General features: G+C 45.3%; 25 protein-coding genes and 2 pseudogenes. 7 read left to right on the top strand and 20 right to left on the bottom strand.

The features are described 5' to 3' along the window. Window positions 1–997: 997 nt before the first annotated feature. Both JOD82_RS29360 and JOD82_RS23475 read right to left on the bottom strand, forming a co-directional pair. Window positions 998–1,116 (bottom strand): annotated as a pseudogene (locus JOD82_RS29360) (amidohydrolase family protein); the annotation flags it as partial. A gap of 35 nt (window positions 1,117–1,151) precedes the next feature. Further along, on the bottom strand, window positions 1,152–2,306 hold the full coding sequence (locus tag JOD82_RS23475) for an epoxide hydrolase family protein (RefSeq protein WP_209950018.1): 1,155 nt from the start codon (window positions 2,304–2,306) through the stop codon (window positions 1,152–1,154). Window positions 2,307–2,812: 506 nt separating this feature from the next. Here JOD82_RS23475 and JOD82_RS23470 point away from each other — a divergent pair. Next, a complete protein-coding gene (locus JOD82_RS23470) occupies window positions 2,813–4,129 on the top strand; it encodes an erythromycin esterase family protein (RefSeq protein WP_209950017.1) in 1,317 nt (438 codons plus the stop codon). A 122-nt stretch (window positions 4,130–4,251) separates the two neighbouring features. Here JOD82_RS23470 and JOD82_RS23465 read toward each other — a convergent pair whose 3' ends face one another. From JOD82_RS23465 to JOD82_RS23455, 3 genes are all read right to left on the bottom strand, one after another. Further along, window positions 4,252–4,566 carry a dihydrofolate reductase family protein gene (locus JOD82_RS23465; RefSeq protein ID WP_209950016.1) on the bottom strand — a complete coding sequence of 105 codons (315 nt, stop codon included), beginning with the start codon at window positions 4,564–4,566 and terminating at the stop codon, window positions 4,252–4,254. Window positions 4,567–4,692: 126 nt separating this feature from the next. Further along, a complete protein-coding gene (locus JOD82_RS23460) occupies window positions 4,693–5,445 on the bottom strand; it encodes an alpha/beta fold hydrolase (protein WP_209950015.1) in 753 nt (250 codons plus the stop codon). Between the two features lie 573 nt (window positions 5,446–6,018). After that, the gene (locus JOD82_RS23455) at window positions 6,019–6,705 is read right to left on the bottom strand and encodes a TetR/AcrR family transcriptional regulator (RefSeq protein WP_209950014.1); all 687 of its coding nucleotides are present in this window, start codon (window positions 6,703–6,705) and stop codon (window positions 6,019–6,021) included. Window positions 6,706–6,843: 138 nt separating this feature from the next. Between JOD82_RS23455 and JOD82_RS23450 the strand changes: the two genes are divergently transcribed. Then, window positions 6,844–8,196, top strand: coding sequence for an MATE family efflux transporter (locus JOD82_RS23450; protein WP_209950013.1), 1,353 nt, complete (start codon window positions 6,844–6,846; stop codon window positions 8,194–8,196). Between the two features lie 125 nt (window positions 8,197–8,321). Here JOD82_RS23450 and JOD82_RS23445 read toward each other — a convergent pair. Continuing rightward, window positions 8,322–8,756, bottom strand: a pseudogene (locus JOD82_RS23445) (SUMF1/EgtB/PvdO family nonheme iron enzyme); the annotation flags it as partial. Between the two features lie 281 nt (window positions 8,757–9,037). Continuing rightward, on the bottom strand, window positions 9,038–9,676 hold the full coding sequence (locus tag JOD82_RS23440) for a glycoside hydrolase family 11 protein (RefSeq protein WP_061831741.1): 639 nt from the start codon (window positions 9,674–9,676) through the stop codon (window positions 9,038–9,040). A 438-nt stretch (window positions 9,677–10,114) separates the two neighbouring features. Between JOD82_RS23440 and JOD82_RS23435 the strand changes: the two genes are divergently transcribed. After that, the gene (locus JOD82_RS23435; RefSeq protein WP_209950012.1) at window positions 10,115–10,402 is read left to right on the top strand and encodes a DUF6809 family protein; all 288 of its coding nucleotides are present in this window, start codon (window positions 10,115–10,117) and stop codon (window positions 10,400–10,402) included. Window positions 10,403–10,569: 167 nt separating this feature from the next. Here JOD82_RS23435 and JOD82_RS23430 read toward each other — a convergent pair whose 3' ends face one another. The 5 genes from JOD82_RS23430 to JOD82_RS23410 form a co-directional block, all read right to left on the bottom strand. Next, window positions 10,570–11,175 (bottom strand): TetR/AcrR family transcriptional regulator, encoded by a 606-nt coding sequence (locus tag JOD82_RS23430; RefSeq protein ID WP_069291221.1) that lies wholly within the window; start codon window positions 11,173–11,175, stop codon window positions 10,570–10,572. A gap of 6 nt (window positions 11,176–11,181) precedes the next feature. Next, entirely contained in the window at window positions 11,182–11,787 is a 606-nt protein-coding gene (locus JOD82_RS23425; RefSeq protein ID WP_209950011.1) for a VC0807 family protein, read from the bottom strand. 270 nt (window positions 11,788–12,057) lie between these two features. Further along, complete coding sequence (locus JOD82_RS23420; RefSeq protein ID WP_023987213.1) at window positions 12,058–12,810, bottom strand: amino acid ABC transporter ATP-binding protein; 753 nt, start codon at window positions 12,808–12,810, stop codon at window positions 12,058–12,060. Window positions 12,811–12,825: 15 nt separating this feature from the next. Further along, a complete protein-coding gene (locus JOD82_RS23415; RefSeq protein WP_023987212.1) occupies window positions 12,826–13,485 on the bottom strand; it encodes an amino acid ABC transporter permease in 660 nt (219 codons plus the stop codon). A gap of 40 nt (window positions 13,486–13,525) precedes the next feature. Then, entirely contained in the window at window positions 13,526–14,293 is a 768-nt protein-coding gene (locus JOD82_RS23410) for an amino acid ABC transporter substrate-binding protein (RefSeq protein ID WP_209950010.1), read from the bottom strand. 318 nt (window positions 14,294–14,611) lie between these two features. Here JOD82_RS23410 and JOD82_RS23405 point away from each other — a divergent pair, with 318 nt between their 5' ends. From JOD82_RS23405 to JOD82_RS23390, 4 genes are all read left to right on the top strand, one after another. Further along, window positions 14,612–15,538 carry an ABC transporter permease gene (locus tag JOD82_RS23405; RefSeq protein WP_165179391.1) on the top strand — a complete coding sequence of 309 codons (927 nt, stop codon included), beginning with the start codon at window positions 14,612–14,614 and terminating at the stop codon, window positions 15,536–15,538. A 1-nt stretch (window position 15,539) separates the two neighbouring features. Further along, window positions 15,540–16,490 carry an ABC transporter permease gene (locus JOD82_RS23400; protein WP_023987209.1) on the top strand — a complete coding sequence of 317 codons (951 nt, stop codon included), beginning with the start codon at window positions 15,540–15,542 and terminating at the stop codon, window positions 16,488–16,490. A gap of 196 nt (window positions 16,491–16,686) precedes the next feature. Beyond that, on the top strand, window positions 16,687–18,330 hold the full coding sequence (locus tag JOD82_RS23395; protein ID WP_209950009.1) for a peptide ABC transporter substrate-binding protein: 1,644 nt from the start codon (window positions 16,687–16,689) through the stop codon (window positions 18,328–18,330). Further along, window positions 18,330–18,710: a DUF3899 domain-containing protein gene (locus JOD82_RS23390; RefSeq protein WP_209950008.1), complete on the top strand. Its 381-nt coding sequence runs from the start codon at window positions 18,330–18,332 to the stop codon at window positions 18,708–18,710. Before JOD82_RS23395 ends, JOD82_RS23390 begins: the two co-directional genes overlap by 1 nt. Before the next feature lie 303 nt (window positions 18,711–19,013). On the opposite strand, the gene JOD82_RS23385 is transcribed toward JOD82_RS23390, so the two are convergent. From JOD82_RS23385 to JOD82_RS23350, 8 genes are all read right to left on the bottom strand, one after another. Further along, the gene (locus tag JOD82_RS23385) at window positions 19,014–19,691 is read right to left on the bottom strand and encodes a vWA domain-containing protein (RefSeq protein ID WP_029517556.1); all 678 of its coding nucleotides are present in this window, start codon (window positions 19,689–19,691) and stop codon (window positions 19,014–19,016) included. A 52-nt stretch (window positions 19,692–19,743) separates the two neighbouring features. Further along, the gene (locus JOD82_RS23380; protein WP_029517557.1) at window positions 19,744–20,289 is read right to left on the bottom strand and encodes a hypothetical protein; all 546 of its coding nucleotides are present in this window, start codon (window positions 20,287–20,289) and stop codon (window positions 19,744–19,746) included. A 337-nt stretch (window positions 20,290–20,626) separates the two neighbouring features. Further along, on the bottom strand, window positions 20,627–21,727 hold the full coding sequence (locus JOD82_RS23375) for a toxic anion resistance protein (RefSeq protein WP_039272510.1): 1,101 nt from the start codon (window positions 21,725–21,727) through the stop codon (window positions 20,627–20,629). Between the two features lie 96 nt (window positions 21,728–21,823). Continuing rightward, window positions 21,824–22,504, bottom strand: coding sequence for a hypothetical protein (locus JOD82_RS23370; RefSeq protein ID WP_209950007.1), 681 nt, complete (start codon window positions 22,502–22,504; stop codon window positions 21,824–21,826). A 58-nt stretch (window positions 22,505–22,562) separates the two neighbouring features. Next, a complete protein-coding gene (locus JOD82_RS23365; protein ID WP_029517560.1) occupies window positions 22,563–23,594 on the bottom strand; it encodes an ATP-grasp domain-containing protein in 1,032 nt (343 codons plus the stop codon). Between the two features lie 17 nt (window positions 23,595–23,611). Next, window positions 23,612–24,448 (bottom strand): HAD family hydrolase, encoded by an 837-nt coding sequence (locus tag JOD82_RS23360; protein ID WP_209950006.1) that lies wholly within the window; start codon window positions 24,446–24,448, stop codon window positions 23,612–23,614. After that, window positions 24,445–25,596, bottom strand: coding sequence for a cysteine protease StiP family protein (locus tag JOD82_RS23355; RefSeq protein ID WP_029517562.1), 1,152 nt, complete (start codon window positions 25,594–25,596; stop codon window positions 24,445–24,447). The genes JOD82_RS23360 and JOD82_RS23355 overlap by 4 nt, the downstream gene beginning before the upstream one ends. Next, complete coding sequence (locus JOD82_RS23350) at window positions 25,593–26,939, bottom strand: phosphoribosyltransferase family protein (protein ID WP_029517563.1); 1,347 nt, start codon at window positions 26,937–26,939, stop codon at window positions 25,593–25,595. Before JOD82_RS23350 ends, JOD82_RS23355 begins: the two co-directional genes overlap by 4 nt. Window positions 26,940–26,991: the final 52 nt, after the last annotated feature.

Below are 26,991 nucleotides of genomic sequence, written 5' to 3'. Positions count from 1 at the left end.
CGTCCTGAGCCAGGATCAAACTCTCCATTAAAGACCAACCGAAGCTGGTTTATAGAAAGAGCGATAAGCTCATGTTGAAACTGACGAGATAAAAATATCTCTTGTTTGATTTTGCGAACAAAATCGTTTTACTCACTCGTTGTTCAGTTTTCAAAGATCAATCATTTCCGGCCATATCAACGCCCGGAATAATAATATATCATACTTCGATGATTCATGCTACTGGTAAATAATACCTCGTAGGTAATCCTTTGAATTTTTTGAAGTCCATCTAACTATTACATCACAGCCTATCTTACGGCCGGATACATAATATATCATTTAATTTTGCTGATTACTACATGTAAATTATACCAATTAATAACCAAGTTATCAAAATCAGTTCTATAACTGTACTGCTTATACTTTCGAATTTGTTTTTCTTCATTAAAAGGTACCATGAATCTTTGACCATATCTACTGCATCCGATAAATGCATTTCATGAATAGCAGTTAGATATCTTGTGACGACTTTTTGGGCATCATGCTCTTGTTCAACAGTAGCGTCGAAAGTAGCTTGGTATTTGGCCGGCCGACACACAAACATAAGCCATATCTACTATATGATGCATCCCCCTTTCAGTTCCAAAAAAGGGACCATTAATACTGAAACATTCCAATAATTATTTGTACACATTTGGGGACGTGAAATAGACTAATTCATTATCGTTCCTATAAGCATGCTTTTGGGAACGATAATGAATTGTAATTTTTTACATTATTGAGGTATCGCCAGCAAACACGGTTTTACAACATTAAGGAGCCTTATATTGAATTTCGTAAATCCGCCTTTAATAATGGATACTAACCCACATCATTTAAGGCAGATTTATTGATCCAATCGGCCTCAACTGGTAAGTTGGTCCTACTAGCCTAACATAAAATAAAAAAAGGCTACCCCGGCAACCTTTTTGTTTCAACTAATGTACCCGTTAGCGTATCAGTGCGCATTTTAAAATTATTTGAAATACCTTTTAATAGCATTCGAATAAAAGATTTTATCCGTAGTTTTTTCATCAAACAAACGCTGAATCAATTGGATGCTCGCACATACTCAAAAGGTCTTTTTGCTCTTGAATATTATTCTAAGGTATCTGCTCCATCATAAACAGTCACTCTTCCACTCTATAAGGCTTGTAGAAGGTACGAATTTCTTGGGCTAAAAGCTCTGGCTCTTCCATGGCCGTAAAATGTCCACCACGAGCCATGGTAGTCCAGCGAGTTATATTTAAATTGCGTACTGCCCAGTCTTTTGGTGGTAATACTATATCTGCTGGGAATAATGCAACCCCAGTTGGTACTTTTATATAGCCTAATGACGGCAGAGAATGTGAATTTTCGTAATACATCTGCGTTGACGACCCGATTGTGTTAGTAAGCCAATAAACCATGATATGCGTAATGAGTTCATCTTCGCTAAATCTTTGACGGAGGTCACCCCCACAATCACTCCAAGCTCGGAATTTTTCAATAATCCAACCGGCTAAGCCTGCTGGTGAATCAGAAAGTCCATACGCAAGAGTCTGTGGACGTGTCGATTGTATCGACATGTACCCTCCCTCTAGAGAAAGCCATTCTAATGCTCTTTTCTTGTATTGAAGTTCTTCCTCTGAAAGTTTTACCTGCTCATGGGACGTAAGGAGATCTCTTATGATACCAATATCTGTTAGGTGAATCCCGAATAAAAGTTCAGGATGATTCGATGCCAGATATCTCGTAACTCCGGAGCCTATATCCCCACCTGCTGCAGCAAACTTATCGTATCCTAATTCTTTTGTCATTAATTTAGCCCACATCTCGGAAACCTGATAATTGTTGACACCAGGATGGTCAGGAGAGCTAGAGAACGCAAAACCAGGTAATGAAGGGACAATGACATCGAAAGAATCCTTAGGATCACCTCCATAGCTAGATGGATCTGTAAGAAGAGGAATAATCTTCTGATATCTAAGGTAACTATCTGGCCATCCGTGGGTTAGAATAATGGGCATGGGATTGGGACCCTTTCCGTACTCATGAACAAAGTGCACATCAATTCCATTGATGTTGCAGCGAAACTGGGAAAAACGGTTTAACTGAGATTCTTGTTCGCGCCAATCATACTGTTCTCGCCAATACGAAACAAGGGATTTTAAATAAGTTAAATCAACACCTCGATCCCAGCCTGAGTTTTCCAATTGATCCGGCCAGCGGATGTGGTGTAATCTTCTTTTCAAATCATCAAGGACTTCATCTGCAATGTGAATATGAAAACGTTCAACGGACATTCTATTTCTCCTCCTTTTTTGCGCACATCTTAATGATATCCCTTGAACTGCTGTGGTACTATGCTAAAAATCGGGCATCTTTTTCGCCGTGGAGGACTTTAGTAACCTTCCTTATCCTCAACGTTTTACAATTATCTTAATTACTTCAGCCTTTTGTTATGACTTCCAATTTCTCAACACCATAACACTTTCCGATGCGCTCCGATTTTATTTGAATGGTTTTTAGACTAATGTAAATGGCAGCCGATCTTCTGAATTAGCTGTGCCTCTATTTATTTATCGAGATTACTTCGTCACGCTATCTTGCCCGTTAGTACAACATGGCCGATCCATGCCGGTAGCCGTGTCTTAGTTGTTTATTAAGCTATCGTGTCCCGTTAGATCAATTCAAATTTCGCCCCGATCAGACTTACCCGGGCTTATCACTAAGGGAGGCCTGTTTTGGGTTAATGAATGGACAAATCGGAAATAATTCACTCATACCGTCTAAAGGAGGGAACAAATTCATGAATTCTAATGATAATCTATCAGAGCAGAATGCATATTTGAAAGAGCTGAATGCCTTATTTATCCCATTGGACGGAATGGAGAATCTAGACCGCATAGTTAAGGCCATCGGAGATGCAGATATTGTGCTGCTTGGCGAGGCGAGCCATGGGACGTCTGATTTTTACCGAGTTCGGGCCGAGCTTTCGAAGAAGCTAATTGCAAGCAAGGGATTTAACATTATCGGCGTGGAAGGAGACTGGCCCTCTGCTTATCGATTGAACCGGTATGTTAAAGGAATGAAGGGGGCCGATTCTTCGGCAACCGATGCACTGGGTGATTTTACTCGCTGGCCGACCTGGATGTGGGCGAATACGGATATTCGTGATTTCGCGGAATGGCTGAAGGATTACAATGAAGTGAATCAAGGGGGCGGCAGTGGCTGTCCCAAGGTTGGATTTTATGGCATCGATATGTACTCGTTATGGGAATCGATGGAGGCAATCATCGGTTATTTGGAGGAGACCAAGTCTCCCCAGCTGGAACAGGCCCGCAGGACATATGCCTGTTTTGATCCATATAGCAGGGACCATCAGGCTTATGGCATTGCGGCAGGATTGCTCTCGGAGAGCTGTGAGAAAGAAGTGGTTGAGCTACTGAAGCAGATTCAGAGCCGGCGCATGACGTATCCGGGAAGTGAGGAAGAGCTGAATGCGGAGGTGAACATGCTCGTCACTTCCAGTTCGGAGGCCTATTATCGTACGATGGTCCAGGGAGGCCCGCAGTCCTGGAATATACGGGACAGACATATGGTTGAATCACTGAAGCGAATCATGTCCTATTACGGCGCCTCGGCAAAGGCCATTGTCTGGGAGCATAATACGCATATCGGTGATGCGCGGGCAACGGATATGATGGCTGATGGCATGGTCAATGTGGGTCAGCTGCTGCGGGAGGATCCAGAACATCGTGTGTTTGCCGTTGGCTTCGGGACCTATCAGGGCGAGGTACTGGCCGGAAGAGCTTGGGGAGCTCCGGTTGAGAAAATGACCGTGCCGCCCGGACAGCCAGGAAGCTGGGAGTATTGCATGCACCGGGCGGGAGGCGGCCGAAATGGCGTGGTAATGCTCTCCGATGCATCTTCCATGCTGCATACGGTCATTGGCCACCGTGCCATCGGTGTTGTATATGAGCCTGCTCATGAGCGATTCGGCAATTACGTGCCTTCCAGCATGGCGGATCGTTATGATGCGTTTGTTCATCTCGACCGGACCATCTCCCTTCAGCCACTGCCTATCCTTCAGCCGGTTGCAACGGATGCTTTATTTTCAGAATAACAGCTCGCAAGAACCGTCTGTGGGATGCAGGGTAGCTTGGTATAGTTTACCGTGAGGCTCCGGATTATAATTATAAGACTGGCTCCAATATAAAACAGCGGCAGGCTCAGACTTTGTTTTTATCAGTCTGAGCCTTGGTGAAAAACGTTATCTTCTTTTGATGGAAGGTACGTCAATTCAACTGCTCCCGAATGTAAGGTCTTGGTATAGACGTGCTTAAGGGACATCGTGTTGATGTTATCTGTAAACAAACGCTTTCCACTCCCCCGTATAAACGGAAAGATCATGATCCGAAACTCGTCGACGAGATCATGCTTCATCAGCGTCCTAACTAACTCGCCTCTTCCAAGCACCAAGATGTTTCTTCCAAGTTGCTCTTTAAGGTTCAAAACTTCTTCCTCGAGATCCCCTTGAATGAGGGTTGCGTTCCAATTCATCTGGTGCTGCGTTTTCCTTCTTTAAAATGATTCGAGCAAAGAATCCAGTTTCAGAAGTGGAAATTTCTTATCACCCCATTATAATACTTTGATTCAAGAGAGACCCAATCTATTCATGTATGGTTCTCATCTGTGACAAAACTGTCGGATGCTAGTTGCTAGTTCTTCCGCATGAGTAAGGACAAGCATATGATCAGCTCCTTTGATTTCGGCAAACCTAATCTCAGGTACACGCTTGAAGTACTCGGCGATATTATACATATCCGGCCATTCTATGGTTCCTTGTATAAATAACGTACTCGCTGCAATGTTCTCTAAACGTTCAATCGAAGGCGGCTCTGGCCAAAGGACATCAAAGCTCCTCCACTCGGTAAATACCCTTGTCATGTAGTGAGTATGCATTTCACTCAAAAATCTCCGGTGGGGGCTAGCCATCGTAGCCCGATAGATCGGTCCGGCTAAAGACAACTCTACAAGTTTTGAAATATCGGGAGCGGCCGCATTCACCGATGCTATATAATTGGTAAATTCTTGCGAATATGCAAACCCCGTTAATGAAGGGGCAATCACCACTAGCCGCTCAACCATAGAAGGATATGATAACGCAAAATCAGTCGCGACTTGCCCACCGATGGAATGGCCAACAAGTGTGACAAGATCCAGTCCGAGATGTTCGAGAAGTTTGCGCAAATCCTCCACAAGTGAAGTCGGCTCTTGCATAGCAGGCGAGCGGCCGGTTCCTCGACCATCGAAGGTAATGACCTTGAATGATTTTGCCAATTCAGGCACCATATATCTCCATACCCTTGAGTCGACACCTCCCGAGTGAATCATGACTATAGGGACTCCATTCCCTTCGATTTCGTAAAAAAGTTCCACCTTGTTCCCCTCCCCAGTGAGGTAATATTTTCTTGATTAGCATTTTAATCATGACTGAACATACAGTCCATATTAAAAAAGATATCCACATCGAAAAAAAACAATATCTCATTGAATGCCGCGTGATTTGCGGCTTGGAGAGCTACTTTGCGTAAATCAGAAGTTCTTACAAGACTTAAAACACCGAAATCCTTGAGCGGGTAAAACTTACATTGATATGAAGTCACTTTGAATAACTGCCCTTTAGTTGAATAGCGGCGGATATCAAAAGCGAATTCTTCGCTATTACGTGCTAAAAAAATCGGTGATAAAGTTCTCTTTTCTGTAATGTACTCCAGTACTAGTTAATCTATCATTATTTTATATGACAATAACATCAACTTTATAAATGCTTCTTTTGATTTTATGCTTAGTAATTGAGTTGAAGATACATATTTCCTGTCTTGATGATTAATACAAGTAAATCACGTTTACAAAGGACAAAAGACAGACAGAAGATTATAAATTCACTAACAATTTAGGGTAAACGTAACCTAATTGAAACCGCCCATCCAATAACCGGATGGGCGGTTTTTACATACTACTTTCCTGCTCCTTTATCACCTGCTCAACCCCCAACAGAATCAGCTTCAATCCGAACTCAAACGCTCCGTCGGTCCCCATCAGCTCGAACAGCCCGTTCGTGAACATCCTCCGGAATAGTCCCACTTCTGTCTCGCTCATGGAATTCAGAAGGTGAATCATCTCCTCACCCGGAAGTGCTCCCTGATCCTTGAGGATAGCGGAGACATTACGCTCATGCTGATAATCGTCTAGGACGAAGTAGGAGACATAGTTCACAAGCGTAGTAACCACTTGCATTTTCTGCTCTTGCTCAAGCGGTGTCGACTCCACGCAGAGCAGCATACGGTTGGTGAACCGGATGATGTCCGGTTCGTGGGGCAGCGTCATCATCATGAGCTGCGTGGAGCAGGGGTACCGGTAGAGCACACTCCGCATCGTTACCGCAAGCCCCGTCAGCTGCTCCTTCCAGCCCCCCTCGGAATGAAACTCCTCCAGAATCATTTTCGATACCTGGTTGGCCAAGCGCTGATAGAGATTCTGCTTGCTCTTGAAGTACCAGTACAAAGAGGGAGCCTGAATCCCTAGCCGGTCGGCCAATCGTCTCATACTGAATTTCTCGATACCCTCCTCTCCAAGAAGCTCCCACGAGGCTTCCAAAATCTTATCCTCCGAAATTTGAGGCTGCTTTTTTTTCATCGGTATCCGCCCTTTTATCTAACAGTGTAAGTTTATGCTTTACAGGTTCATAGGTTCATGATATCATCTAACACTGTAAGGCACAACCTAACAGTGTTAGACTGAAGGACAAAATAAATAAAGAAAGTAGTGACTCGCATGGATGCAGAAAACCTCCATTACTTTGAAAAAGCACCGGTCGCAAAAGCCGTAGCTCACTTCGCTGTACCGATGATGCTAGGTACGTCAATGAATGTCATCTATTCCATCTTAAATGCCTATTTCCTTGGTACACTGGGCAATACTGCCATGTTAACCGCACTCGCACTAACCTTGCCGTTATTCGCGATCATTATGGCACTAGGCAACTTGATAGGCATGGGTAGTGGCACATTCATCTCCCGTTTGCTGGGAGAGAAAAAATATGACGATGTGAAGCATGTGTCTTCATTCGCCTTTTACAGCAGTTTAGTTCTCGGTCTTATCGTGATGGCGGTCGGTCTCCCGTTGATCGATCCAATCGTTCATGGCCTCGGGGCAACACCTGACTCCTTCGGATTCACGAAGGACTATGTCACGATTATGCTTATTGGTTCACCATTCGTCGTATTATTCTTCACGCTGGAGAATATTGTGCGCTCCGAGGGTGCAGCAATCACGTCGATGATCGGTATGATTCTCAGTGTTGTCGTGAATATTATTCTCGACGCGCTAGTCATCTTCGTCTTCCATTGGGGCGTGATCGGCGTTGCGTCTGCTACGGTCATCTCTAACTTGGTTGCGAGTGCATTCTACGCCTTCCATATGGGATATAAGAGCCAATTCTTAACTGTCTCCGTTAAATGGTTTAAGGCTACCACGGATATTCTGAGCAATGTATTCAAAATCGGAGTTCCCGTCTTTGTTATGAGTATCTTCTTGGGTGCAATGTCGCTCATCTTTAACCATTTTCTTGTCGATTATGGGGATCAGGCCGTAGCGGCTTACGGAATTTCATCACGCCTATTGCAATTTCCTGAGTTTATTCTGATGGGCTTATGCGAGGGAGTTGTGCCGTTGATTGCCTTCTCTTTTACAGCGAATAAATTACGCATGAAGCATACCACTGGATTTACAATCAAAGCTATTGTGGCGTTAGCAATCGTGTTTGGTGTTATCGTCTACCTGATTTCCGACCACTTAATTGGTTTATTTACGAGTGACCCGCAATTAATTGAAATGGGTAGCTACATTCTACATGTGACGTTCTTATCCTTGTTCATTACAGGAATGACCTCGCTGTTTACCGGTATCTTTCAAGCAACAGCGCAAGGAACCGCCGCGTTTATTATGTCAGTTATTCAAGGAGTTACTCTGATTCCTGTGTTGTATATTGCTAATCGAATGAACGGATTCCACGGGGTGGTCTGGTCGCTTGTCATTTCGGATGCCGTCGCGTTCCTTGTTGGTGCCATCATGCTGTATGTTCTGCGGACCAAATTGCAGCCGGATTTGGATAATTTAGTACAGTAGAAAACATATAACATGCAAGAAGGCAGGATAAGGACACTCCCCGACCCTGTCTTCTCGGTGGGGTAGAACTGTATTAACCTAAACTGCCCGTTAGTTTAACCTTCATTTGTTGTGCCTTGTTCCGACTATTCTCTACGAGCTATACGAAACCCTTGATCGGGACCAAAGCCATTCGCATCGAACTTACCTCGGAAAGATATCTCGTTGTTGCTGACGTTGCCGGACATATCGTAAATTCCTAACTCGTTGGGTTTCCGGGTACCGATCGATTTTGTTTTATTATAGTTGCTCTCTATGATAGGCCAGTTCCAGTCTCCAGATAAGTATTTGTCTCCGGCGTTTTTCCAATACCATGCGACCTCGTCGGCATTATTGCTTCCACTGTATGTGTAGCCCTTGCTCGCCTGACCTCCGCCTGCAGCATATTCCCACTCCACTTCTGTAGGCAATCGGTAACCGTTAGCTCCCTCGTTGATCGTTACTGTCCATTTTATATTATCGTTATCATTCTTATTGTTGCTATTAAAATAAACATTAATAGCTTTCTCATGGATAGATCTCCTTTAAGCTGATAGGAAAAATAGTAGGCCGTGATGGCCTGCAACTCGCCTCCAGCAGCGTCGAAGGCCGTTCGCCTGGCAGGAAACGGCCTTCAACGCATCCGCACTGACGGATAGACTGGAGGGGAACGGTCATCGGCCTGTCTACAATACTTAGGGCTCGGTGAGTCCTCCATGATCGATTCATTTAAACCCTATCTATCAGACAGCTCTCAAAACCCGCTTATCCCGTGAGACAGTCCCAATCGCGCCTGTTCGTTGAACAGCTTGCAGTTGAGTGGTTACCACACCGTTACGTTAGAGCTCCCGCTACTCTGATACCCCTCTGTCGCCAACACCTGGTAAGACCAGTTACTTCCCAGATTCATTCCTTTGCTCGCCCATGCTTTCACGTGGTTGCTGAAAGTGATTGTGGAGTTGCCCCCGGTCGGTCTCTTCGACTGTCGAACACTCCAGTACTGAATAAACGTCGTTTTTTCGCCTTCAATGGAAGGTGCGTCGTATCGCATTGTTGTGTAGATATCATATGTGCCCCCATCACTGGTCACCGTACCTTTATACGTTCCGGTAGGTCGATAAGTACCCCAGCTATCAACGACGTAATATTCGATGAGTGAGTTTCTCGTCCACCCGTAGAGAGCCAAATATCCATTACCGGACGGCGCCCAGACACCGGCATTGTAGTTGATCGTTCTGTTTGGCGATCCAGTAGTCCAGCCTTTGCCGACAACAAAATTCCCGGTATCCTTCCATGTTACGCTGTAATTACCGCCTGATCCATTAACAGCATTGACCGTCCCACCGCCATCGGTCCAATTTTGCCAATAGTCTGTCGCTGCACTTGAGGTTGTTGCAAATAATCCAAAACTCATGGAAGCTGCAAGAACTACCGTCATCATTTTCTTACTAAAATTAAACATACTCTACCTCCTAAAATTTTGTGTTTGTCCCATACACTTGCTTGGTTGATTCTCTTTGCAGTATATTACCTATACGTTCCATATTCCGTATTTTTTTACTTTAACCTCCTTTCTGAGTGAAATTATAGAATAATAGCGTTTGCATATAAACCTAGCAAATTAAAGCTTTAACTCTATTATGTTTAGCTCTCTTTGAATTTTATAAAATAATTCCAGTATTTCAGCGATGGGAAGCACCACCCGACAGCCTAGTGGCATCTCATGTACATTTTTAACTCAGCTTATATACTAAAAAAAATTTATGCAAATAACGCATAAATATCAATATGCATCCATCACATACAGTAAAATGTGCTTGGGTGATTAGCAGTGCATAATGGGAAATCTCGATTCACGTGAGGACAAACACTTAACTTTTCATAGGAGGTTTGATAAAAAATGATTTTAGAGGATATGTATTATGGGAAATGGCGTCCTAGTGAACAGATACATTCAACCGACCCTGAATCTCAAAAAGTGAATCAAAAAATTAGTGATCTCATGGAGATGTTGAAAAGCAAATTACCAGCAGTCGAGTTTGAATCAATTGAAGTCATGTTTGATTTATTAAGCGAGTCAACTTCCCTGCACTCCGCAGCAGCATTCATTCACGGGTACCGGGCGGGGGCATTAACGATGATTGAAGTATTTAGCGAGGACAAAGAAATTGTTGATCCTAATAGATAGATAATGGAGGAGTTATGGTGGTGAGCCCGCTACGCATGCAGATTGTTCTTCCGATCGCTGTTATCCCTAGATTTCTCCTCAGTAGAATATAAACTTAAAGGTAAAATCCAGGGATAGCTGAACGAATGGAATACTTTAAGAGAATTTCAGACGAATGGAGGGGCTGCCTAGCCTCTTCCTGCGCCCAGCGCATTCATCAAGAACTCGTAAATTTCCAGTTCGTTGATTTTATCGCCATCGGTCACTATGTTATGCTGAACTTGCAGTCCGTTCTTGAACACGGTGAACATCCGAGCTGTCCTGTCCGCATCGATTGAAACAGGGATAGCTCCATTCTGCTGTCCGACTTCGATCCACGTTTTGGCAGTGAGGATAGATGCTTCATGATAACGTTTCAGAATGCCAGCCACGGCGGGCTTATCCTGTTGGCTGAGTAGATAAATAAAAATCAGGCTGGCAGCGCTGTCCCCACTACCGATGTTACGAAGCCGTTCAGTTAAGGTGTTAAGCGGGGATTTGATTCCTTCTGGTCCTGCGGGAGTCCGGGCGACAGATTCAAAAAAGCGCTGATTGGTTTTCTCCATTCCCGCCTCCAGAATCATACCGAACAATTCATCTTTGCTTTTGACATAATGGTAAATGGCTCCTTTAGTCAGTCCGCTGCGATCCGCAATATCCTGTAGTGTCGTCGCCCGACAGCCTTTCTCCATAATCATCTTTTCGGCAATCTCAAGCAGCTTTTTTAGACTGTCGTTCATCGCTTTATCTTGCATAATCTTTTACCTCCCGTTTGTCTGTCTTTTTATTCGTTTAATGAAACCTATATTCCACCAGATCGTCAAACCAATAAGCCCGTAGGTGAAGAACGACGATACGACCAGAAAGGTCGGTATGGTCAGCAAATATACCAGCACTACTTTGATGAAGGCTTCCAGCAGCAGGCTGAGTCCCCACACCGCCGTTATCAGGCGGAAGTTAAAGCGATAGCGTGGAAGCTTCTCCCATTTATCGTTTATCTGAGGATTATGACCTGTGAATCTTTCCGCAAAATAATAAATTAATGGTCGACCAAAGAGCAGCGAGCCTAGAAACACCAACCCCATAATACCGGTTACATAAGACTCCCGTAGCAAAATGAAGCGTTCGTCACCGCCCAAGAGAACGGCCACCACGCCCAGAATCAGACCAAGAAAGATAAAGCCAGAGAACACATCTGCTTTGCGCGTCCTTATAAGATTGTAGAGTGAGTCGCATAGTGGTACAAGAGCAGCAAAAGACAGAGCCACCACACTGCTCGTATACGGAATTAGCAGGCGATAAGCCAAATAAGGCAATACAAGATTGATGATTAGCGTAAAGATGATTTCGTTGCGAGTTTTATTCATGGTCGACTCATCCTCTCATCATTTAAAACCTACCTTCGGTAGGTATCTTTCATTCTACATACCTTCGGTAGGTATGTAAAGATTAAAAATAATAATCTGTATACGAACCTCAATCTACATATTGCCCAAATGTGGTTACACAGTTCGCATACTCTATAACTACAAAAAGGAGATGGCGTTTGCCATCTCCCTTGCTTTTATTCTTCCCTCATACTTCCTGCTTAAAAACATATTGCTCACCGACACACACTCTAACAAGCAACTATATTTTTAATCCCCCACCCGATTCAAAAACACCTTCGTCCGCTCCAGCTGAGGATTGCCAAAAATCTGCTCTGGTGTACCGGATTCTGCAATTTCGCCATTATCCATAAAAATGACACGATCCGCCACATCTCTCGCAAAGTTCATCTCGTGGGTCACGATGACCATCGTCATATGTTCCTCAGCCAGCTTTTTGATAACTCGCAGCACCTCACCCGTCAGCTCGGGATCAAGGGCCGAGGTCGGCTCATCAAACAGTAAAATATCAGGGTTCATCATCATTGCCCGGGCAATCGCCACGCGCTGCTTCTGCCCTCCCGACAGTCGGGATGGATACGCATCTGCTTTATCTGCCAAACCGACTTTAGCCAGCAACTCAGCGCTTTGGCGACGTAGCTCAGCCTTGCTCACCTTCTTCACCAGCTTCGGAGCCAGCTCCAGATTATCCTGCACCGTCAAGTGAGGGAACAGATTAAAATGCTGAAACACCATGCCCATACCGGTGGTAATGCCTTTAATGTCACCTGCCGGAGCGTACTGACCGTTTTCCACCAGTGCTTTATCATGAATGCGGATCGTCCCGCCCGTCACATCTTCCAGGTGTACCAAACTACGGAGCATGGTACTTTTTCCTGAACCTGAAGGACCGATGACGGCTACAACCTCGCCCGCTTTAACGTTAAAGCTCACTCTTTTCAGAACGTCGAGCTTGCCGAACGATTTTTTCAAATCGGTTACTTCTATTGCATTAGTATTCATATCCCGACATTCCTTTTACTCGAATTTAAAACGTTTTTCCAGCGCCCTGAAGAATAGCGTCAGCACCAAAGCTAACAACAAATAAATAACCGCCGCTACAACATAAGGTACAATCGAGAAATCACGGTTTACAGCCGTATTGGCAAAATGCAGCAGTTCCGGTACCGCTACTGCATACAGTAGTGCCGTATCTTTTACCAGTGTTGTCGCTTCATTGGTTACCGCAGGCAAAGCGATCCGTACCATTTGCGGCACAATGACTCTAATCAGCGTCTGCGACTTGCTCAAGCCCAGCACTTGCGAAGCCTCGTATTGCCCTTTATCAATCGACAACATTCCGCCTCTAAAAATTTCTGCAAAATAAGCCGCATAATTCAGTACAAACGCCAGTACCGCAGCCGTTGTCCGGTCCAATACCAGATACTCCCCAATGACAGGCAACATCGGCAGACCAAAACAAAAGAACAATAATTGCAGCAATAGCGGCGTACCGCGTATAACATAAATGTACGTATGCATCAGCCAGGCGATTGGCTTAATTCGGCTTTTGGCCAGCAACGTAACGATAAAACCCAATGGAATAGACAAGATGAGCGTGATGAAAAATAAAATAACCGTCATCTGTGCCCCTTCAAGCATAGGCTTCATAATTCGCAAAATATATTCCATACTCATGACCTTCGACTCCTAAACCCTTAGTTCAATACACTACGTATTAATTTAATACTTTATCTTCACCAAACCACTTTTTCGAAATTTCAGCAGCTTTTCCGTTCTTGTGCAGCTCATCCAAAGCGGATTGCAGCTGCATCAACAACTCTTCATTTCCTTTTTTCACACCGATGCCGTATTCCTCAGGGGCCAATGATTCATCAAGCAGCTTATACGTCCCTTGTTCCTTCGACATATAATACTTGGCTACGACCTCATCAATGACAACCGCATCCAGACGTCCGGTTTTCAAGTCCGTCAAAGCCAGAACATTATCCGGGTACTCGGACACAGGCTTCAATTTACTTTTGATCGGATTCGCATCCAATGCATCGGCTGCTGAAGACAGCGTCTGGAGTCCGACCGTTTTGCCCGTCAGATCAGCCAGCTTGGAAAGACTGGAAGTAGCCGGAATGACAATCACCTGACTGTTTTTCAGATATGGCTTCGTGAACAGCACTTTTTCCTTACGCTCATCCGTAATGGTGTATCCATTCCAAATGAGATCAATACGTCCGCTGTTCAGCTCGGATTCTTTGGCAGACCAGTCAATCGGCTGAAATTCCACCTGTTTACCCATTTGTTCCCCGGCCGCTTTTGCATAATCAATATCAAAGCCGGTCAGCTCGTTATTTTCATCTCTAAAGCCCATCGGGGCGAATTTATCATCAATTCCAATAATCAATTTACTGTCATCCTTACCGCCGGAACATCCGGCCAACACGATCATCATCAATCCAATCAACATCGTAAACATGGCTGCTTTTCTCATCTTATTCCCCTCCAACAATGGTGACCCCCGTATCCAAGGACAGGTGGCAAACGCTTTAGTTCGTTAACACGTTATCAGAGTATCATCATAACATACCGCAGGATACTCGTCGAGAGGAATAAGCGGAATCTTAGCCTTATATAAATGGAAAACCTGTGACGAAAATTTGACCTGTGTTCTATAATGTAAAACCTTACCTTGACATGTCACCTAAACCGTCTTATCATTTCCTAGTATTCTTATATACTTTTATTTATTTTAAAATTTCAGCAGCCGTAGTATGTAAATCAGCTTGATAGACAGGAGAAATAAAGCCCCATGTACATTTTAAAACGTCTCTTTACGATGTTCATTACGTTGTGGATTATCGTCACTTTAACGTTTATCATCATGCACATCATTCCGGGTGATCCGTTCTCGAACGATTCCAAAACCATTCCGGAAGCGGTATTGCAAAACATGCGTGCCAGGTACAATCTGGACAAGCCGCTCGCTGTGCAGTATGTGTTGTATCTCAAAAATCTGCTAGTGCTGGACATGGGCCCGTCTATTCAATCGAAAACGACGGACGTCAATATGCTCATTGCCCGAGGTTTTCCACCTTCTGCATTGCTGGGTATTCAATCCATCGTGGTCGCGATTATTGCCGGTATTTCGCTCGGAACACTGGCTGCTCTACACCATAATCGACCACTGGATTATATCTCGATGTTTATCGCGATTGTTGGTATTTCCGTACCCAGCTTCATATTGGCACCGCTGTTAATCAAGTATGTTGCCGTCCAATGGCATCTGCTTCCGGTCGCCTCATGGGGAACCTGGCAGCATACGGTGCTCCCGTCGCTGGCTCTCGCTGTTTCACCTCTTGCCGTTATCGCCCGCTTTATGCGGACAAGCATGCTGGAAGTTATGCATGAGGAGTACATACGCACTGCCAAAGCAAAAGGGTTGTCCTCTTGGGCAGTAGTTCTTCGTCACGGATTACGTAATGCATTGATTCCGGTGCTTTCCTTTATCGGACCGCTATTCGCTTCCGTCATTACAGGTACCTTTGTCGTCGAAAAAATATTCGCCATTCCCGGCATCGGTAAATACTTCGTAGATAGTATCTTTAATCGGGATTATCCAGTGATTATGGGGACGACCATTTTCTACAGTGCCATTCTGGTCGTTACTTTATTTTTAATTGATATATCCTATCGCCTTGTCGATCCGCGAATCAAATTAGACAGCAAAGGAGATTAACATGAAAGCAGCACCTACTGTCGAAAAGGACAGCCTGTTTAGTCTTGTAGACCGCAGCCAGATCCCCACCCCCACGTTGACCAGACCCAAAGAATCACCCTGGCGAGATCGGCTACGCAGACTTTTTAACAACAAGCTTGCTCTGTTGGGGCTTTCTCTACTTATTATTATTATTGTGCTGGCAATTATTGGACCTTCCATGGTTCCTTATGCACCCAGTGATCAATCCCTTTTGAAGACGAATCTTTCTCCTTCGGGAGAGCACTGGTTTGGCACGGATGATCTGGGGAGGGACGTATGGGCACGGACATGGGCCGGTGCTAGAATTTCACTCATGATCGGCTTTGCCGCTGCCGCCATTGATTTGGTGCTTGGCATTCTCGTCGGCTGTGTTGCTGGCTATTGTGCTGGGCACGGTAAAACGGGCGACCGGATCGACAGCATTCTCATGCGTATTATTGAAATTTTGTATAGTATTCCTTATCTGCTGGTCATCATTCTGCTGCTCGTCATTATGAAGCCAGGCCTACTCACGATGATTATTGCATTATCTATTACTGGCTGGGTCGGTATGGCCCGTGTAGTGCGTGGGCAAATCTTACAGCTGAAGCAGCAAGAATATGTGTTAGCAGCCCGCAGCTTGGGGACATCTCATTCACGTATTATCTTCAGACATTTGCTACCGAACGCAGCGGCAATCATTATTGTAAATTTGACGTTCACTATTCCGTCGGCTATTTTTGCCGAATCGTTCCTGAGCTTTCTCGGTCTGGGGATTCAGTCTCCTTCGGCCAGCTGGGGGACGATGGCTAACGATTCACTTGGCGTTATTTTAAGCGGTCAATGGTGGCGCCTATTCTTCCCCGGGCTGATGATATCGCTCACCATGCTGGCGTTCAATACACTTGGAGATGGGCTTCAGGATGCACTTGACCCGCGCTCACAACATTAACAACAGAGAGATCCAAATTGGACAAGGAGGGGTGTCACCATGATCCGCAGCTTCTCGCCTAACCGCAGGAAAAACGGCAGTTCCTTTATCGAAGTGCGCACACGCGGCATACCTGCGGGAAAGGAGGATGAATAAATCCCGGTACGGTGTACCTTATTTTTGGCATAACTAATCACAGTAATGGAGGAAAACCACGATGAAAAAAATGCATTGGATGACGATCATCTTACTTTTGGCCGTAATGGCTTTGGCTGGATGCTCTGGTACTACGGACAAAACAGCAAGCAACGCCCCGTCCGCTGCGCCTCAAGCAGATATCCCGCAAGAAATTACTGCCAATCTGGCAGGTGGAGAGCCTTATACGCTAGACCCTGCTTTCGCATCAGATACAACGTCCTACTTTGTGATTGATAACTTGTACGAAGGGCTGTATACATACGATAAGGCCGGTAAAATCGTAGAAGGCGCTGCCAGCAAAGTAGACGTATCTCCTGACGGCAAAACCTACACCTTTACGATCCGTGACGGTGCAAAATGGTCAAATGGTGACACGCTGACAGCTAAGGATTTTGAATACTCCTGGAAACGGGTACTGAATCCAAAAACAGCTGCCTACGATCCTTCTGCCCTCTACTACATCAAAGGTGCCGAAGCGTACAACACAGGCAAAGGTAAAATTGAAGACGTGGGTGTTACAGCCAAAGATGATAAAACTCTTGTAGTTGAGCTGAAATCACCGCTGAGCTTCTTCCCAACGATTGCAGTGGGTCATGCCTATCTGCCAGTAAACCAATCGGTTGTTGAGAAAAATGACAAATGGGCAGCTGAAGCGGGCACAATGGTCGGCAACGGTGCGTATGTAGCCAAGGAATGGAAACATAACGAGCAAATTACGCTGGCTAAAAACGATCAATTCTGGAACAAAGATGCTATTACGATGGCAACGATTAATTTTAAAATGGTTCAAGACTCCACAACTTATTATCAAATGTATAAAACGGGCGATCTGGATCTGATTTTGAGCCTTCCCGTGGATACACTGGATCAGGAAAAGAGCAACAAGGAATTCCTGTCGCATCCATCTTTCAGTGTGTACACCTATTCTTTTAACGTAAAACAAAAGCCGTTTGACAATAAAAAAATCAGACAGGCCATCGCCTACGCGATTGACCGCGAAGCACTGGCTACCAGCGTAACCAAAGGTGGCGAAACTCCGGCTTACGGTTATGTTCCATACGGAACAACAACGCCATCCGGCAAAGACTTCCGTGATGAAGCACCGAAAAAATACTATGAGTTTGACGCTGCAAAAGCGAAACAATTGCTGGCCGAAGGTCTGAAAGAAGAAGGTTTGACCAAGCTGCCACCGATCACCTTCAAATACAACACTTCGGACAAGCATAAAAAAGTAGCTGAAGCGATTCAGGAAATGCTGAAAACGAACCTGGGCGTTGCAGTGACGCTGGAGAATCAGGAATGGAAAACGTACATTGATACCTTTAAACAGAAGAACTTCCAGATCGCCCGTATGGGCTGGGAAGGAAACTTCCTGGATCCACTTGGCGTATTGGGGCATTACACTTCCAAAAATTCGAACAACTTTACCAACTGGAGCAACCCGGAGTATGACAAACTGATCGAATCCTCAACCTTTGAGCTTGATCCGGCAAAACGCTTTGAACAGCTCCATCAGGCAGAAGATGTATTGATGGAAGATCTGCCGATTATTCCGATCCAGTTCTCTGCGGACACTGCATTAATCAGTCCTAAGATTCAAGGTATCGTATTTGATGCTCGTTCGAACCCAGACCTGCGCTTTGCGAAGCGGGTCGAAAAATAATGATTTTACGTTTCGGACTCACTGCCCTGATTGTCGGTACTTTAGGATTTCTGTACGCCATCCCCCATCTCTTGTATGGTCGTGAACACATGGCTACTGCAAATCTGTTATTCCTGTTGGGGTTGCTGGGCTTGGTGATCGGTGCAATCTTCCACGTTCTGCAAAGCGGTTTTCTAACCCTCTTCCTGCGGGGATTTGCCGACATCGGACAGTTATTCATTCGTCAATCCAAGGCATTACGAGAGGAAAATGAGCGTTTGCGTTCCGATGAATCTTTGTCAGCCTGGAAAACATCCATGTTCCGCCACCTCAAGGTATATACTTCGGGGTGCGGAGCAGGGCTTATCCTTTGCTCGATGATATTAATAGGGATGAGTTAGGTTAAAACGATTAGAAGCCTTTGGTCGGTTGGTGGGCGCTGCGCGTGCAGATTGTTCTTCCGATCGCTGTTATCCCCGGATTTCTATTGAATAGAACCTGTAAGGGTAAAATCCGGGGATAAAGGCGAACGCTTCGCTTCTTCAGAACAATTCTGCCCGCTCCGCTGGCAACCGCCGTAGAGCTTCTATACGTTTTAGAGGTGTGTAAAGAAAGAGAGAGTTTCGCATTGCTAGCGGAACTCTCTCTTTTTGTATTTTTTATATGAAGCTTTGTAGGATCGCATATTACAACACTTAGTATCCTTAATAAATATGCTTTTCTTTCGCTTCTTGCAACCATGACGGGAACTCGTTAAGCAATAGTTCGTACAATTCATTATCTTCCATAGATTCGATATCTTGTATTTGAAAAAAATTAGCGTTATCTACCACACGGCCTTGTATGTTGTCGAGCTTCTTTAATACACCAAAATCGGACTCACCCACACCTATAAATTGCCAGAAAATCGGCTCTCCTGACGAATCAATGACCGCGTTGTCGATGTTGTCTCCTTTTCCACGCTTCACACCGCCATCATTAATAAAAATAACAAAGGCCGGATCAGAAGAGGGTTCTTCCTTGGTGTATTTGGCGATGACATCGCGCATCACAGGCGGCTCATCATTACGACCGAACTTGGGCAAATAATCATTGGACAGAATATGTCTTTCAACATAGTTGTCAACATCATTTTCGGTAACGGAAGGTAACCGTGAAAAACGGTGATCATACACCCATACGTCCAGTACACCATCATCATCCAAAGCACTCGCTACTGCAACAATTCGTTCCAACACCTTTTGAACGGTACCATTTTTGTACAAACTTCTCATAGATCCTGAAATATCGAGCACCAATCCAACTCTCGCAGTCACATTCGTTAGATTCTTTTTAGTCAGTACCAGTTGCGCATTCTTTTTAAGTAAAGAAATACTGCTCATGTTCCCCACGCTCCTCTATGATGTTTGCGTTTGTACGTCTAGTACGTCTACTCTACCATCTGCGTCGTTCGTCGCCTCTCAGGGGAAAGTCGCTTAATTCTCCGAGTTGGTCATGTGCAGCCTTATAGATTCGAAGAATAGCTTGTACCTTGTTAAAATCATTGTCTTCGGGGCCGAATCCTTCCATATACATTTTTTGAATGATGTTTTGGAAAAAGTCCATACGTTCGCGGACGGAATCCTGCTCGATTTGCAGTACCTCTTCAAAGCTGTGTGTCTCGGCAAAATCAGACAGTTCATCAAATTCCTGTTCCTGATATCGATCTCCCCGAGTTTCGGGATTGAGATCAATAGAGGTACGCAGGGTTGATAATAAAATATTTTCGCGTGCCAGCATGACATGAAAATCTTTGTTCTTAAACAGATCCGTAACGATCAGACGGCACATTTCCTTGTTCTGCAGTAGAATCCCGTCAAAAGGATGCAGCGTCCACACACCGTAGTTAAAAAATAAATTAAAATTGAAGCTGCTGCTTCCATACTGATATACAATGTTAATTTTCGATTCGTCGATGATTTCAAATGAAAATTCCAGCATGCATTCTCCTTTTGGATTCCAATATTTAACTCTATCCTATCAGAAAATGCATGATTTTCAATAAAAAATTTTATTTCACAGAATCATTTAACTCCACAATTGAATCTGCTTTTTCGCTACTGGCAGCCACAAGTAAATAGACAATGACACAGCCCAAAATAAAAGACATCATACGCTCGCTCTCTCCTTTTGTCATTCGCTTTTTAAGAGTTTATGCACGAGAATGCTATGTATGTTCATCATGTCCTTTATTAGCTGCTGGCAAACCAAAAAAAGACGCCCTTCGGAGTCATCCCGGCGTCTTTTTCATAGATTGGTCTATTATTCTACATTGTCATCAGTTCAAAAACGAGCTAAGACCCTCAGAAGAATTACTATCCTTCAGCGGTTTGGAAGGTTCTTTCCCTTCGATCCCCAAACGTTGGCTAAGGTTGGCATTGATTGCTGTCATTTTACTTGTATAATCATGGCAGCTTTCAATAATCCGACGGTTTGATTTTTCAGACAGATCCAAAGCAGATACCAAATCACCAATCGCCTGATTCACAGCCTCCAGTGACATAGAAGGCTTGCTAAGCAGATCTGTCGTTCTCTCGGTCGTCGTTTTGAGAAGCTTCGCATTTTCCTTGAATTGATCTTCAATGGTACGGTTGGTCGCATCGACGGCTGAAATGATTTTGTCCTGATCCGCCAGCGCCATCGCGATCATAGCCGATACAGTGATCAGATTCGATGTTTTATCAATCGCATTATTTACAGAATCAATCAGTTTATCATTGTTATCATTAATAATATCCGTTGCCGCAATCGCCTGATTGTATAACAAAATCATTTCGGTCATAGACTGCGTACGAGTAACCACCTTGCGCAATCCCCGCTCCAGATGAGGCTTGCGGTTTTCATTTTCCGGCTTGGCAATCTCGGTCTCAAACAGTTCTTTCAGGCGATTACCAAAGGCGATCTTCGTCTGTAAATTGTAGATTTCTTCAATGGAGGCTTTCTTCAACTGTCTCATGCTGACGATGTTTTCTTCCAGATTATCCTTACCATCTCTCAAGGCAGTAATGATTTTCTCGATGTTCGTCTTCACCGACTGATACTTGTAAATGTAGTTTTTTAACGGGCTTTTACGCAGAAGCTTGCCAAAAAAACTCACATTTTTGCTCTGCTGGAGCGTTTCACATTCATCACGCAGCTTTAAGATCATATTGGATACCTCAGCCCGATCACCGGACATGAGGTCGTTTACCGGACGATCCAGCATTTTAAGGGTCTGCCCCGCACGTTCCTGCGTTTTAACCCCCAACTTACCGATATCATCCATTAAGGTATCCAAGCTCATGACATCGCTTTGTGATACCTTCTGAATCAGCTGTGAAGCCTCCTCAGTCACCTTCTGTTCATCTTCTTTTTTCAACTCAGCCCATGGGGTCGCCATACGCTACCTCCTATTCTAAAAAACAACTGTTCCCAAGTATAATCGTTGTTTTTCAGAGCAGCTAATTTGCTACTTTTTTATTTTCTTACAAATCGCCTACAATTCGGAACTGCTATAACGCTGGTGAATAAGCTCCGCTTTGCTCTGTAATTCCATCAGATCCTTATGCTCCACCGTGGATACAATTACTGATATTTTACTATCCACATCCCGTAATCCGTTTAACAACGTCCTCCGGTTGGTCCGCTTCGCATCGCCGCTGAGCCGAAGAAACGGATTAATTAGCCCATTCAAATCCTTCAAAATCAATCTCCGAACCGTATGATTCACTTCGCTGTTGTTCAGTTCATGCAAAAGCGGAATGACCCGCTGCAAACGTGCAAATAGAGCCAGCGCCTTCTCGACAATCTCGTTATCAAGCGCATCCTTCTGTCCCTCGGAGATCACCATATCCTCCAGTACCTCCAAATACTCCATCACCTGAGCAAATTCACTGCTCACCTGATCTGGTTGACGTACTTGTCCTGTCATAGACTCCGGTCGAACGGCAGCTTCCTTTTCATGCTGCTGTGTCTCACCGACCTGCTCCTGCACCACCGGAATCACGGAACCGGTCAGATTGGGGCGAGGATGGCGAACAGCCATGAGGGCGCTGTATCCTCCCAAACCAAGGATCGGAATCGCCAAACACACAAACAATGGCAACCAAAAACTTAGTAAAAGCGCAATCAGGTAGCTAACCACAGCAATCGTGGCACCCCACATTTTTGACGTCATAGCTTGTACCTCCTGACGTAAACCCTTACCATATTGTAGAAAACAATATTTGTGTGTGTCAATGTACGGATTTACGTATGGTGATTGGCTGCTCGATATGACTGGCTAAAATGTCGTATTGCGGATGAAGTGAACCGATCTCATGACCCAAGGCCGATTTCACCGCTAGATAAGGAAAGTTGATACCTGACAAACACGATACATGAAGTCCTCCGGACATCCGCGGATTGATCTCTAGCAGCTTGGCATGCTCGCCGTTATATTTTACCTGAATATTATAATTGTACGGAATATGATACGCCTCAGCGACCTTCTGTGCCACCTCCAACAGCTCGGGATGCTGCTCCAGCAGCCGTAATCGTCCTCCTGCCTTCCTACGCGGAACTGCCGCTAGCAGCTTTCCGTTCCGGTCAGCCAGGCAGTCAATACTGTATTCGTATCCCTCCAGCAACTCCATCACCATCAGATTGGGAAATGATTCTGTGGATGACAATACGCGGTGTGCTTCCTCAAACGAAATATGATTCAGCGCATGTCCGAACAGTTCGTCCAGCGGATTACGTTCATTGTCGATGATACGAAAGCCCATTCCGCCTTCTGCATTACATGGCTTAAAGCATACCTTATGCCCAAGTGCTATTAACGACTCATAAGCCTGTTTAAACTGCTCGGCATTGCTGGCAATGGCATAATCGGGAATCGTGACAATGTCCTTTTGACGGATGGATTCATAAAACAGATCCTTTTCCATCAGTTGCTCCAGCAGTTCGGTATCTTGGCATACCATCACTTTTGTCCCAATATCATCGAACAAATAAAGATGCTTGCTAATATCGAGCATATTCCACCGTGGGATAAAGACATCAATTCCGTGCCGCCTGCAAAAATCAGCGCAAAACCGTGCGTACTCCACACCACTGGTGCGAGGCTCTACTTCAGCTACATCACTGGCCTGTAACGCCATATGCTGCGGATCAGAGTGCGTCGCATAGATCTCGAACGGAATACCGTCCTCATTGTTACGAATAGCATTCATATAATGATACGCCACTGAAAACCAGCGGTTAAAATACACTTTAACCTTCTTCACAGAGCCACGTCCCCTATCTATTCTGAAAATGAAGTTTGAGCTGCGAACACACTCCGGTGTATTTCATGAACATACGCCATGATTTCGTTCGCTGCATAAACCCCCGACACTTCTGTAAAACGATAATTGACCTCCAGCTTATCCCGCAGTTGTTCCCGATACAATTCACCATGACGCGGAGCAATCGCATAATCGGCATAGTCCAGCAGACAACGGTCTAGCAAAGAGTCACCGGACGCAACCACGGTCCCTCCATTCGTGAGGTTACGGATATGCTCCACGGCTGCCTGTTTATTCACGGCTGCAGGTACCAAATACACCTTACGACCTTGAATGGATACCTCCCAGCCCATTTCACGCATGATTCGCGCCTTCTCCAGCACCTGTTCCAGCGGCATACGATCCCGTTCAATCATGAAAGCATAGAATAACTCGTCGCAAAAGCGTTCGTTTACCACCCAATCTTCATGCAGCACCTGCCCGAACACCTGACGTGCTTCTTCCGCGTGAGCACCATCACGGCGCACTTGTTCATGAATACGTCGATTCCACTCTCGATCCACCTCGCCTCCAACGATGATGTTTCCGCCATTACTCGTCACGGCATATGCGGGAACCAACTCCGTCTGAAACACGGTGATTCGTCGATACTGTTCCATCGTCCGAGTCGTCACGGGCATAAACATCACATCTTCAGGCAGTATCTTTAGCCATTGCAGGGCTTGTTCAGAAATAAAAGCCGATGTCGCCCCGTTTATCTGTTCCGCAGGCAACAGACCAGGGGACTCCAGCGGTACGCCAAGCGAACGTTTGGAGTAAATCAGTGTCTGATCCAGATCACTTGCGTAGATCATTCTTGTCCCCCCTTGAGCGGCTTGATAATTCCGCAGCAGGAATAAGTCAATCCTTCAAATACCTCTACGGGCACTCCACGATCCTTTGCCAGCAGCATAATATGCTGGAGATTCGGATTATCTTCGCGATCAATCAGAATTTTCCACGGCACTCTGCGCAGCAGTACACGAGTCGTCTCCCCCACTCCGGGCTTGACCAGATTGATATCCCGAATGCCAAATGCCTGCTGAATCGCCTCAATATCCCGTAAGCCCTGCCATGTCACCGCAGGCGGATTCAATGTCATTAGTTCAGCATATGCAACGGCCGCTTCAGCCACGTCTTGAAAATACCCGGATACCGTATCCACAAACGTATTGGACTGATCCACTGACCGCCAGGATTCATAAAATTTGGCCCCATGGAAATCGTCAGGGCCTATGAGATCGTCGCGTAATACCGTCCGACTCATTAAACCTGATACAGTCGAATTCAGACAAGCACTTGGAATCAAATAATCTTCTCGTGTACCAAAGGTTTCTGAACATCTGCCCGGATCGGCCAGCACCGCCAGATCATCATTTAGGCGCAACCCGTAATCCGCATTCATCTCACGGCAGGCCTCAATCAATACCTGGCGAATTGCCCCTTTCCCCGTCCAGCCATCGACAAACTGAAGTTCAATCCCCAGCCCATGCTGCTGTAAAATGTATAATATCGCATTCCGGTCAATGCCTTTGCCACGAATAATAGAAATGCTGTAATGCGGCAAGGATACGCTATACTTCCAGTCAATATAACGCTTGATCAGGATACCAATGGGCGTCCCTGCTCTAGCCAGAGAAACAATCGCCGTATTTAAGCCTCTTTTTCTCACAATCATCTCAGCCACAGAAGCTGCCGCTAATGCAACCTTTTGGGCAGATTGGGCAAGCGTTTCGTGAAACAATGCAATATACTCTGCGGTGGGCTCGTATTCCACTGGCAGCATTTCTGAATAATGGACGCCCGACTGAATCGCCTCTTCACGATCCTCCGTCCCTTTTTCCAACGTAACCCTACTCAAATCCTTCAATAAAAATGTGACATCCGAGGCAGGATAACTGCCTAGAGGTTTGGGCGGATGAATGTTCTTCTGTTGTATTTGCTCCATGAGTGCTTGCTTCATATCCGCGCTCCTTTACTCTCCTGTCTAGTTAAACCGTTAAAATAAACGACATGCACTTTATCGCAGCCCAGACGGTTCAAAGCCTCCAGCATGGGGTTCATCCGCTCTAGGTCCGACTCCCTTTCCATCAAAACGAATATTTCGTCATACTGACCAGGGTCTACATTATAAATAAAATTGCGTATCGTACTGTCCTCAGGCGATGGATATGTCACACCACAAGCGACTCCATACCCTTCTTCTCGGTGGGGATATACCGGGCTGCGTGTCGTCGATTGAAAATACACATCCGGGCCTAACTCTGCTGCAATCCGCATTGGAATGTACATGAATTCTCCCGTGCCCATAACCAGCGTGCGTTGCCCAGAACGAAGTTGCTTCAGTCGTTCGGCTGTACGCGTGATTTCTGCATCCAACGCTGAATTGTCAATGGATTGTAGACCAAAACGGCCTGTATATTTTAGATAAGGAGCTGTATTGGTGTACCCGTCCGTTGACATGGAGCTGTGTACTACCCGCTCAAAACCGGAAGCCTCCTGTTCAAAACGGTGGTCAATTATTCCAGAAGCATCTTTATTAACCTCTGCCATGCTAGTGGCTGCATGTTCTGGGTTCCCAGCCTGTCCAGCATATTCTGCGTGATCCAGTATTGGTACTCCCTGTACCTCAATCTTTCCTTTGAGCAAGCTTAAAGGCGTAATCGTAATGCCTAGCTCTACCTCCAGATCAGCGAAAGCCTGCTCGTCGCTGTCTGTCCGCCAATCCAATAACGAAGCAATCACATACTGTTTACGCGGAAAATGCTCCTGAATATCCCGTATGATATTAAGCGTTGTTTTCCCCGTCGTAATTTCATCATCTACCAGCACAATCGGGCCATCACCCGCAAAAGCACCTTCATCCAGTGCATAGCAACGATGATCAACAGCGTGCGAATGCTCTTCTTCAAACCGAATAATAGGCCGAAGGCCCGGGATATCCTCGCGTGTCGTATGAATATACGAGGTACCGTCGTCAAACAACCGATACATACTGTGTCCCAGTGCTGTAGCCGTCTCGGCAAAACCAACAAACTTGATCGGCTCCGTAAAAGCAAAAGCTAAACGCTCATCCATCAGCTTTCGATAGGCCTCTTTCGCATAGTCTGGGTTAAGTAGTCCTCTCACGGCCTCTCCAATCAGTTCATCCATCTGTTGTCCCGCTTGTGGGACAAGCTCCTTATATAGCAGGATCGCCAGCGCCGCACCACTGAGCAGAGAGGTGTATGGGTTTACCGGAATATGCTTGCCCAGCACCTTGCTGACAAATAAAAATGAACGCTTTTTATTGACCCGTGCCGCCATCGCAAACAGCTTGTCCACAGGAAGACGGAATGGATTATGAGTCTCCGTAATT

Origin of the sequence: Paenibacillus sp. 1182, from assembly GCF_017833915.1 — a bacterium.
Lineage (GTDB): Bacteria > Bacillota > Bacilli > Paenibacillales > Paenibacillaceae > Paenibacillus > Paenibacillus polymyxa_D.
The sequence above is the reverse complement of the archived record's forward strand: the minus strand, read 5'-3'. Positions and strand labels throughout refer to the sequence as shown.

Excerpts from the sequence above, each read along its gene's own strand:
- JOD82_RS23475 (WP_209950018.1), bottom strand. The coding sequence starts at position 2,306 with ATGTCCGTTGAACGTTTTCATATTCACATTGCAGATGAAGTCCTTGAT.
- JOD82_RS23470 (WP_209950017.1), top strand. The coding sequence starts at position 2,813 with ATGAATTCTAATGATAATCTATCAGAGCAGAATGCATATTTGAAAGAG.
- JOD82_RS23465 (WP_209950016.1), bottom strand. The coding sequence starts at position 4,566 with ATGAATTGGAACGCAACCCTCATTCAAGGGGATCTCGAGGAAGAAGTT.
- JOD82_RS23455 (WP_209950014.1), bottom strand. The coding sequence starts at position 6,705 with ATGAAAAAAAAGCAGCCTCAAATTTCGGAGGATAAGATTTTGGAAGCC.
- JOD82_RS23450 (WP_209950013.1), top strand. The coding sequence starts at position 6,844 with ATGGATGCAGAAAACCTCCATTACTTTGAAAAAGCACCGGTCGCAAAA.
- JOD82_RS23440 (WP_061831741.1), bottom strand. The coding sequence starts at position 9,676 with ATGTTTAATTTTAGTAAGAAAATGATGACGGTAGTTCTTGCAGCTTCC.
- JOD82_RS23435 (WP_209950012.1), top strand. The coding sequence starts at position 10,115 with ATGATTTTAGAGGATATGTATTATGGGAAATGGCGTCCTAGTGAACAG.
- JOD82_RS23430 (WP_069291221.1), bottom strand. The coding sequence starts at position 11,175 with ATGCAAGATAAAGCGATGAACGACAGTCTAAAAAAGCTGCTTGAGATT.
- JOD82_RS23425 (WP_209950011.1), bottom strand. The coding sequence starts at position 11,787 with ATGAATAAAACTCGCAACGAAATCATCTTTACGCTAATCATCAATCTT.
- JOD82_RS23420 (WP_023987213.1), bottom strand. The coding sequence starts at position 12,810 with ATGAATACTAATGCAATAGAAGTAACCGATTTGAAAAAATCGTTCGGC.
- JOD82_RS23415 (WP_023987212.1), bottom strand. The coding sequence starts at position 13,485 with ATGAGTATGGAATATATTTTGCGAATTATGAAGCCTATGCTTGAAGGG.
- JOD82_RS23410 (WP_209950010.1), bottom strand. The coding sequence starts at position 14,293 with ATGAGAAAAGCAGCCATGTTTACGATGTTGATTGGATTGATGATGATC.
- JOD82_RS23405 (WP_165179391.1), top strand. The coding sequence starts at position 14,612 with ATGTACATTTTAAAACGTCTCTTTACGATGTTCATTACGTTGTGGATT.
- JOD82_RS23400 (WP_023987209.1), top strand. The coding sequence starts at position 15,540 with ATGAAAGCAGCACCTACTGTCGAAAAGGACAGCCTGTTTAGTCTTGTA.
- JOD82_RS23395 (WP_209950009.1), top strand. The coding sequence starts at position 16,687 with ATGAAAAAAATGCATTGGATGACGATCATCTTACTTTTGGCCGTAATG.
- JOD82_RS23390 (WP_209950008.1), top strand. The coding sequence starts at position 18,330 with ATGATTTTACGTTTCGGACTCACTGCCCTGATTGTCGGTACTTTAGGA.
- JOD82_RS23385 (WP_029517556.1), bottom strand. The coding sequence starts at position 19,691 with ATGAGCAGTATTTCTTTACTTAAAAAGAATGCGCAACTGGTACTGACT.
- JOD82_RS23380 (WP_029517557.1), bottom strand. The coding sequence starts at position 20,289 with ATGCTGGAATTTTCATTTGAAATCATCGACGAATCGAAAATTAACATT.
- JOD82_RS23375 (WP_039272510.1), bottom strand. The coding sequence starts at position 21,727 with ATGGCGACCCCATGGGCTGAGTTGAAAAAAGAAGATGAACAGAAGGTG.
- JOD82_RS23370 (WP_209950007.1), bottom strand. The coding sequence starts at position 22,504 with ATGACGTCAAAAATGTGGGGTGCCACGATTGCTGTGGTTAGCTACCTG.
- JOD82_RS23360 (WP_209950006.1), bottom strand. The coding sequence starts at position 24,448 with ATGATCTACGCAAGTGATCTGGATCAGACACTGATTTACTCCAAACGT.
- JOD82_RS23355 (WP_029517562.1), bottom strand. The coding sequence starts at position 25,596 with ATGAAGCAAGCACTCATGGAGCAAATACAACAGAAGAACATTCATCCG.
- JOD82_RS23350 (WP_029517563.1), bottom strand. The coding sequence starts at position 26,939 with ATGGCGGCACGGGTCAATAAAAAGCGTTCATTTTTATTTGTCAGCAAG.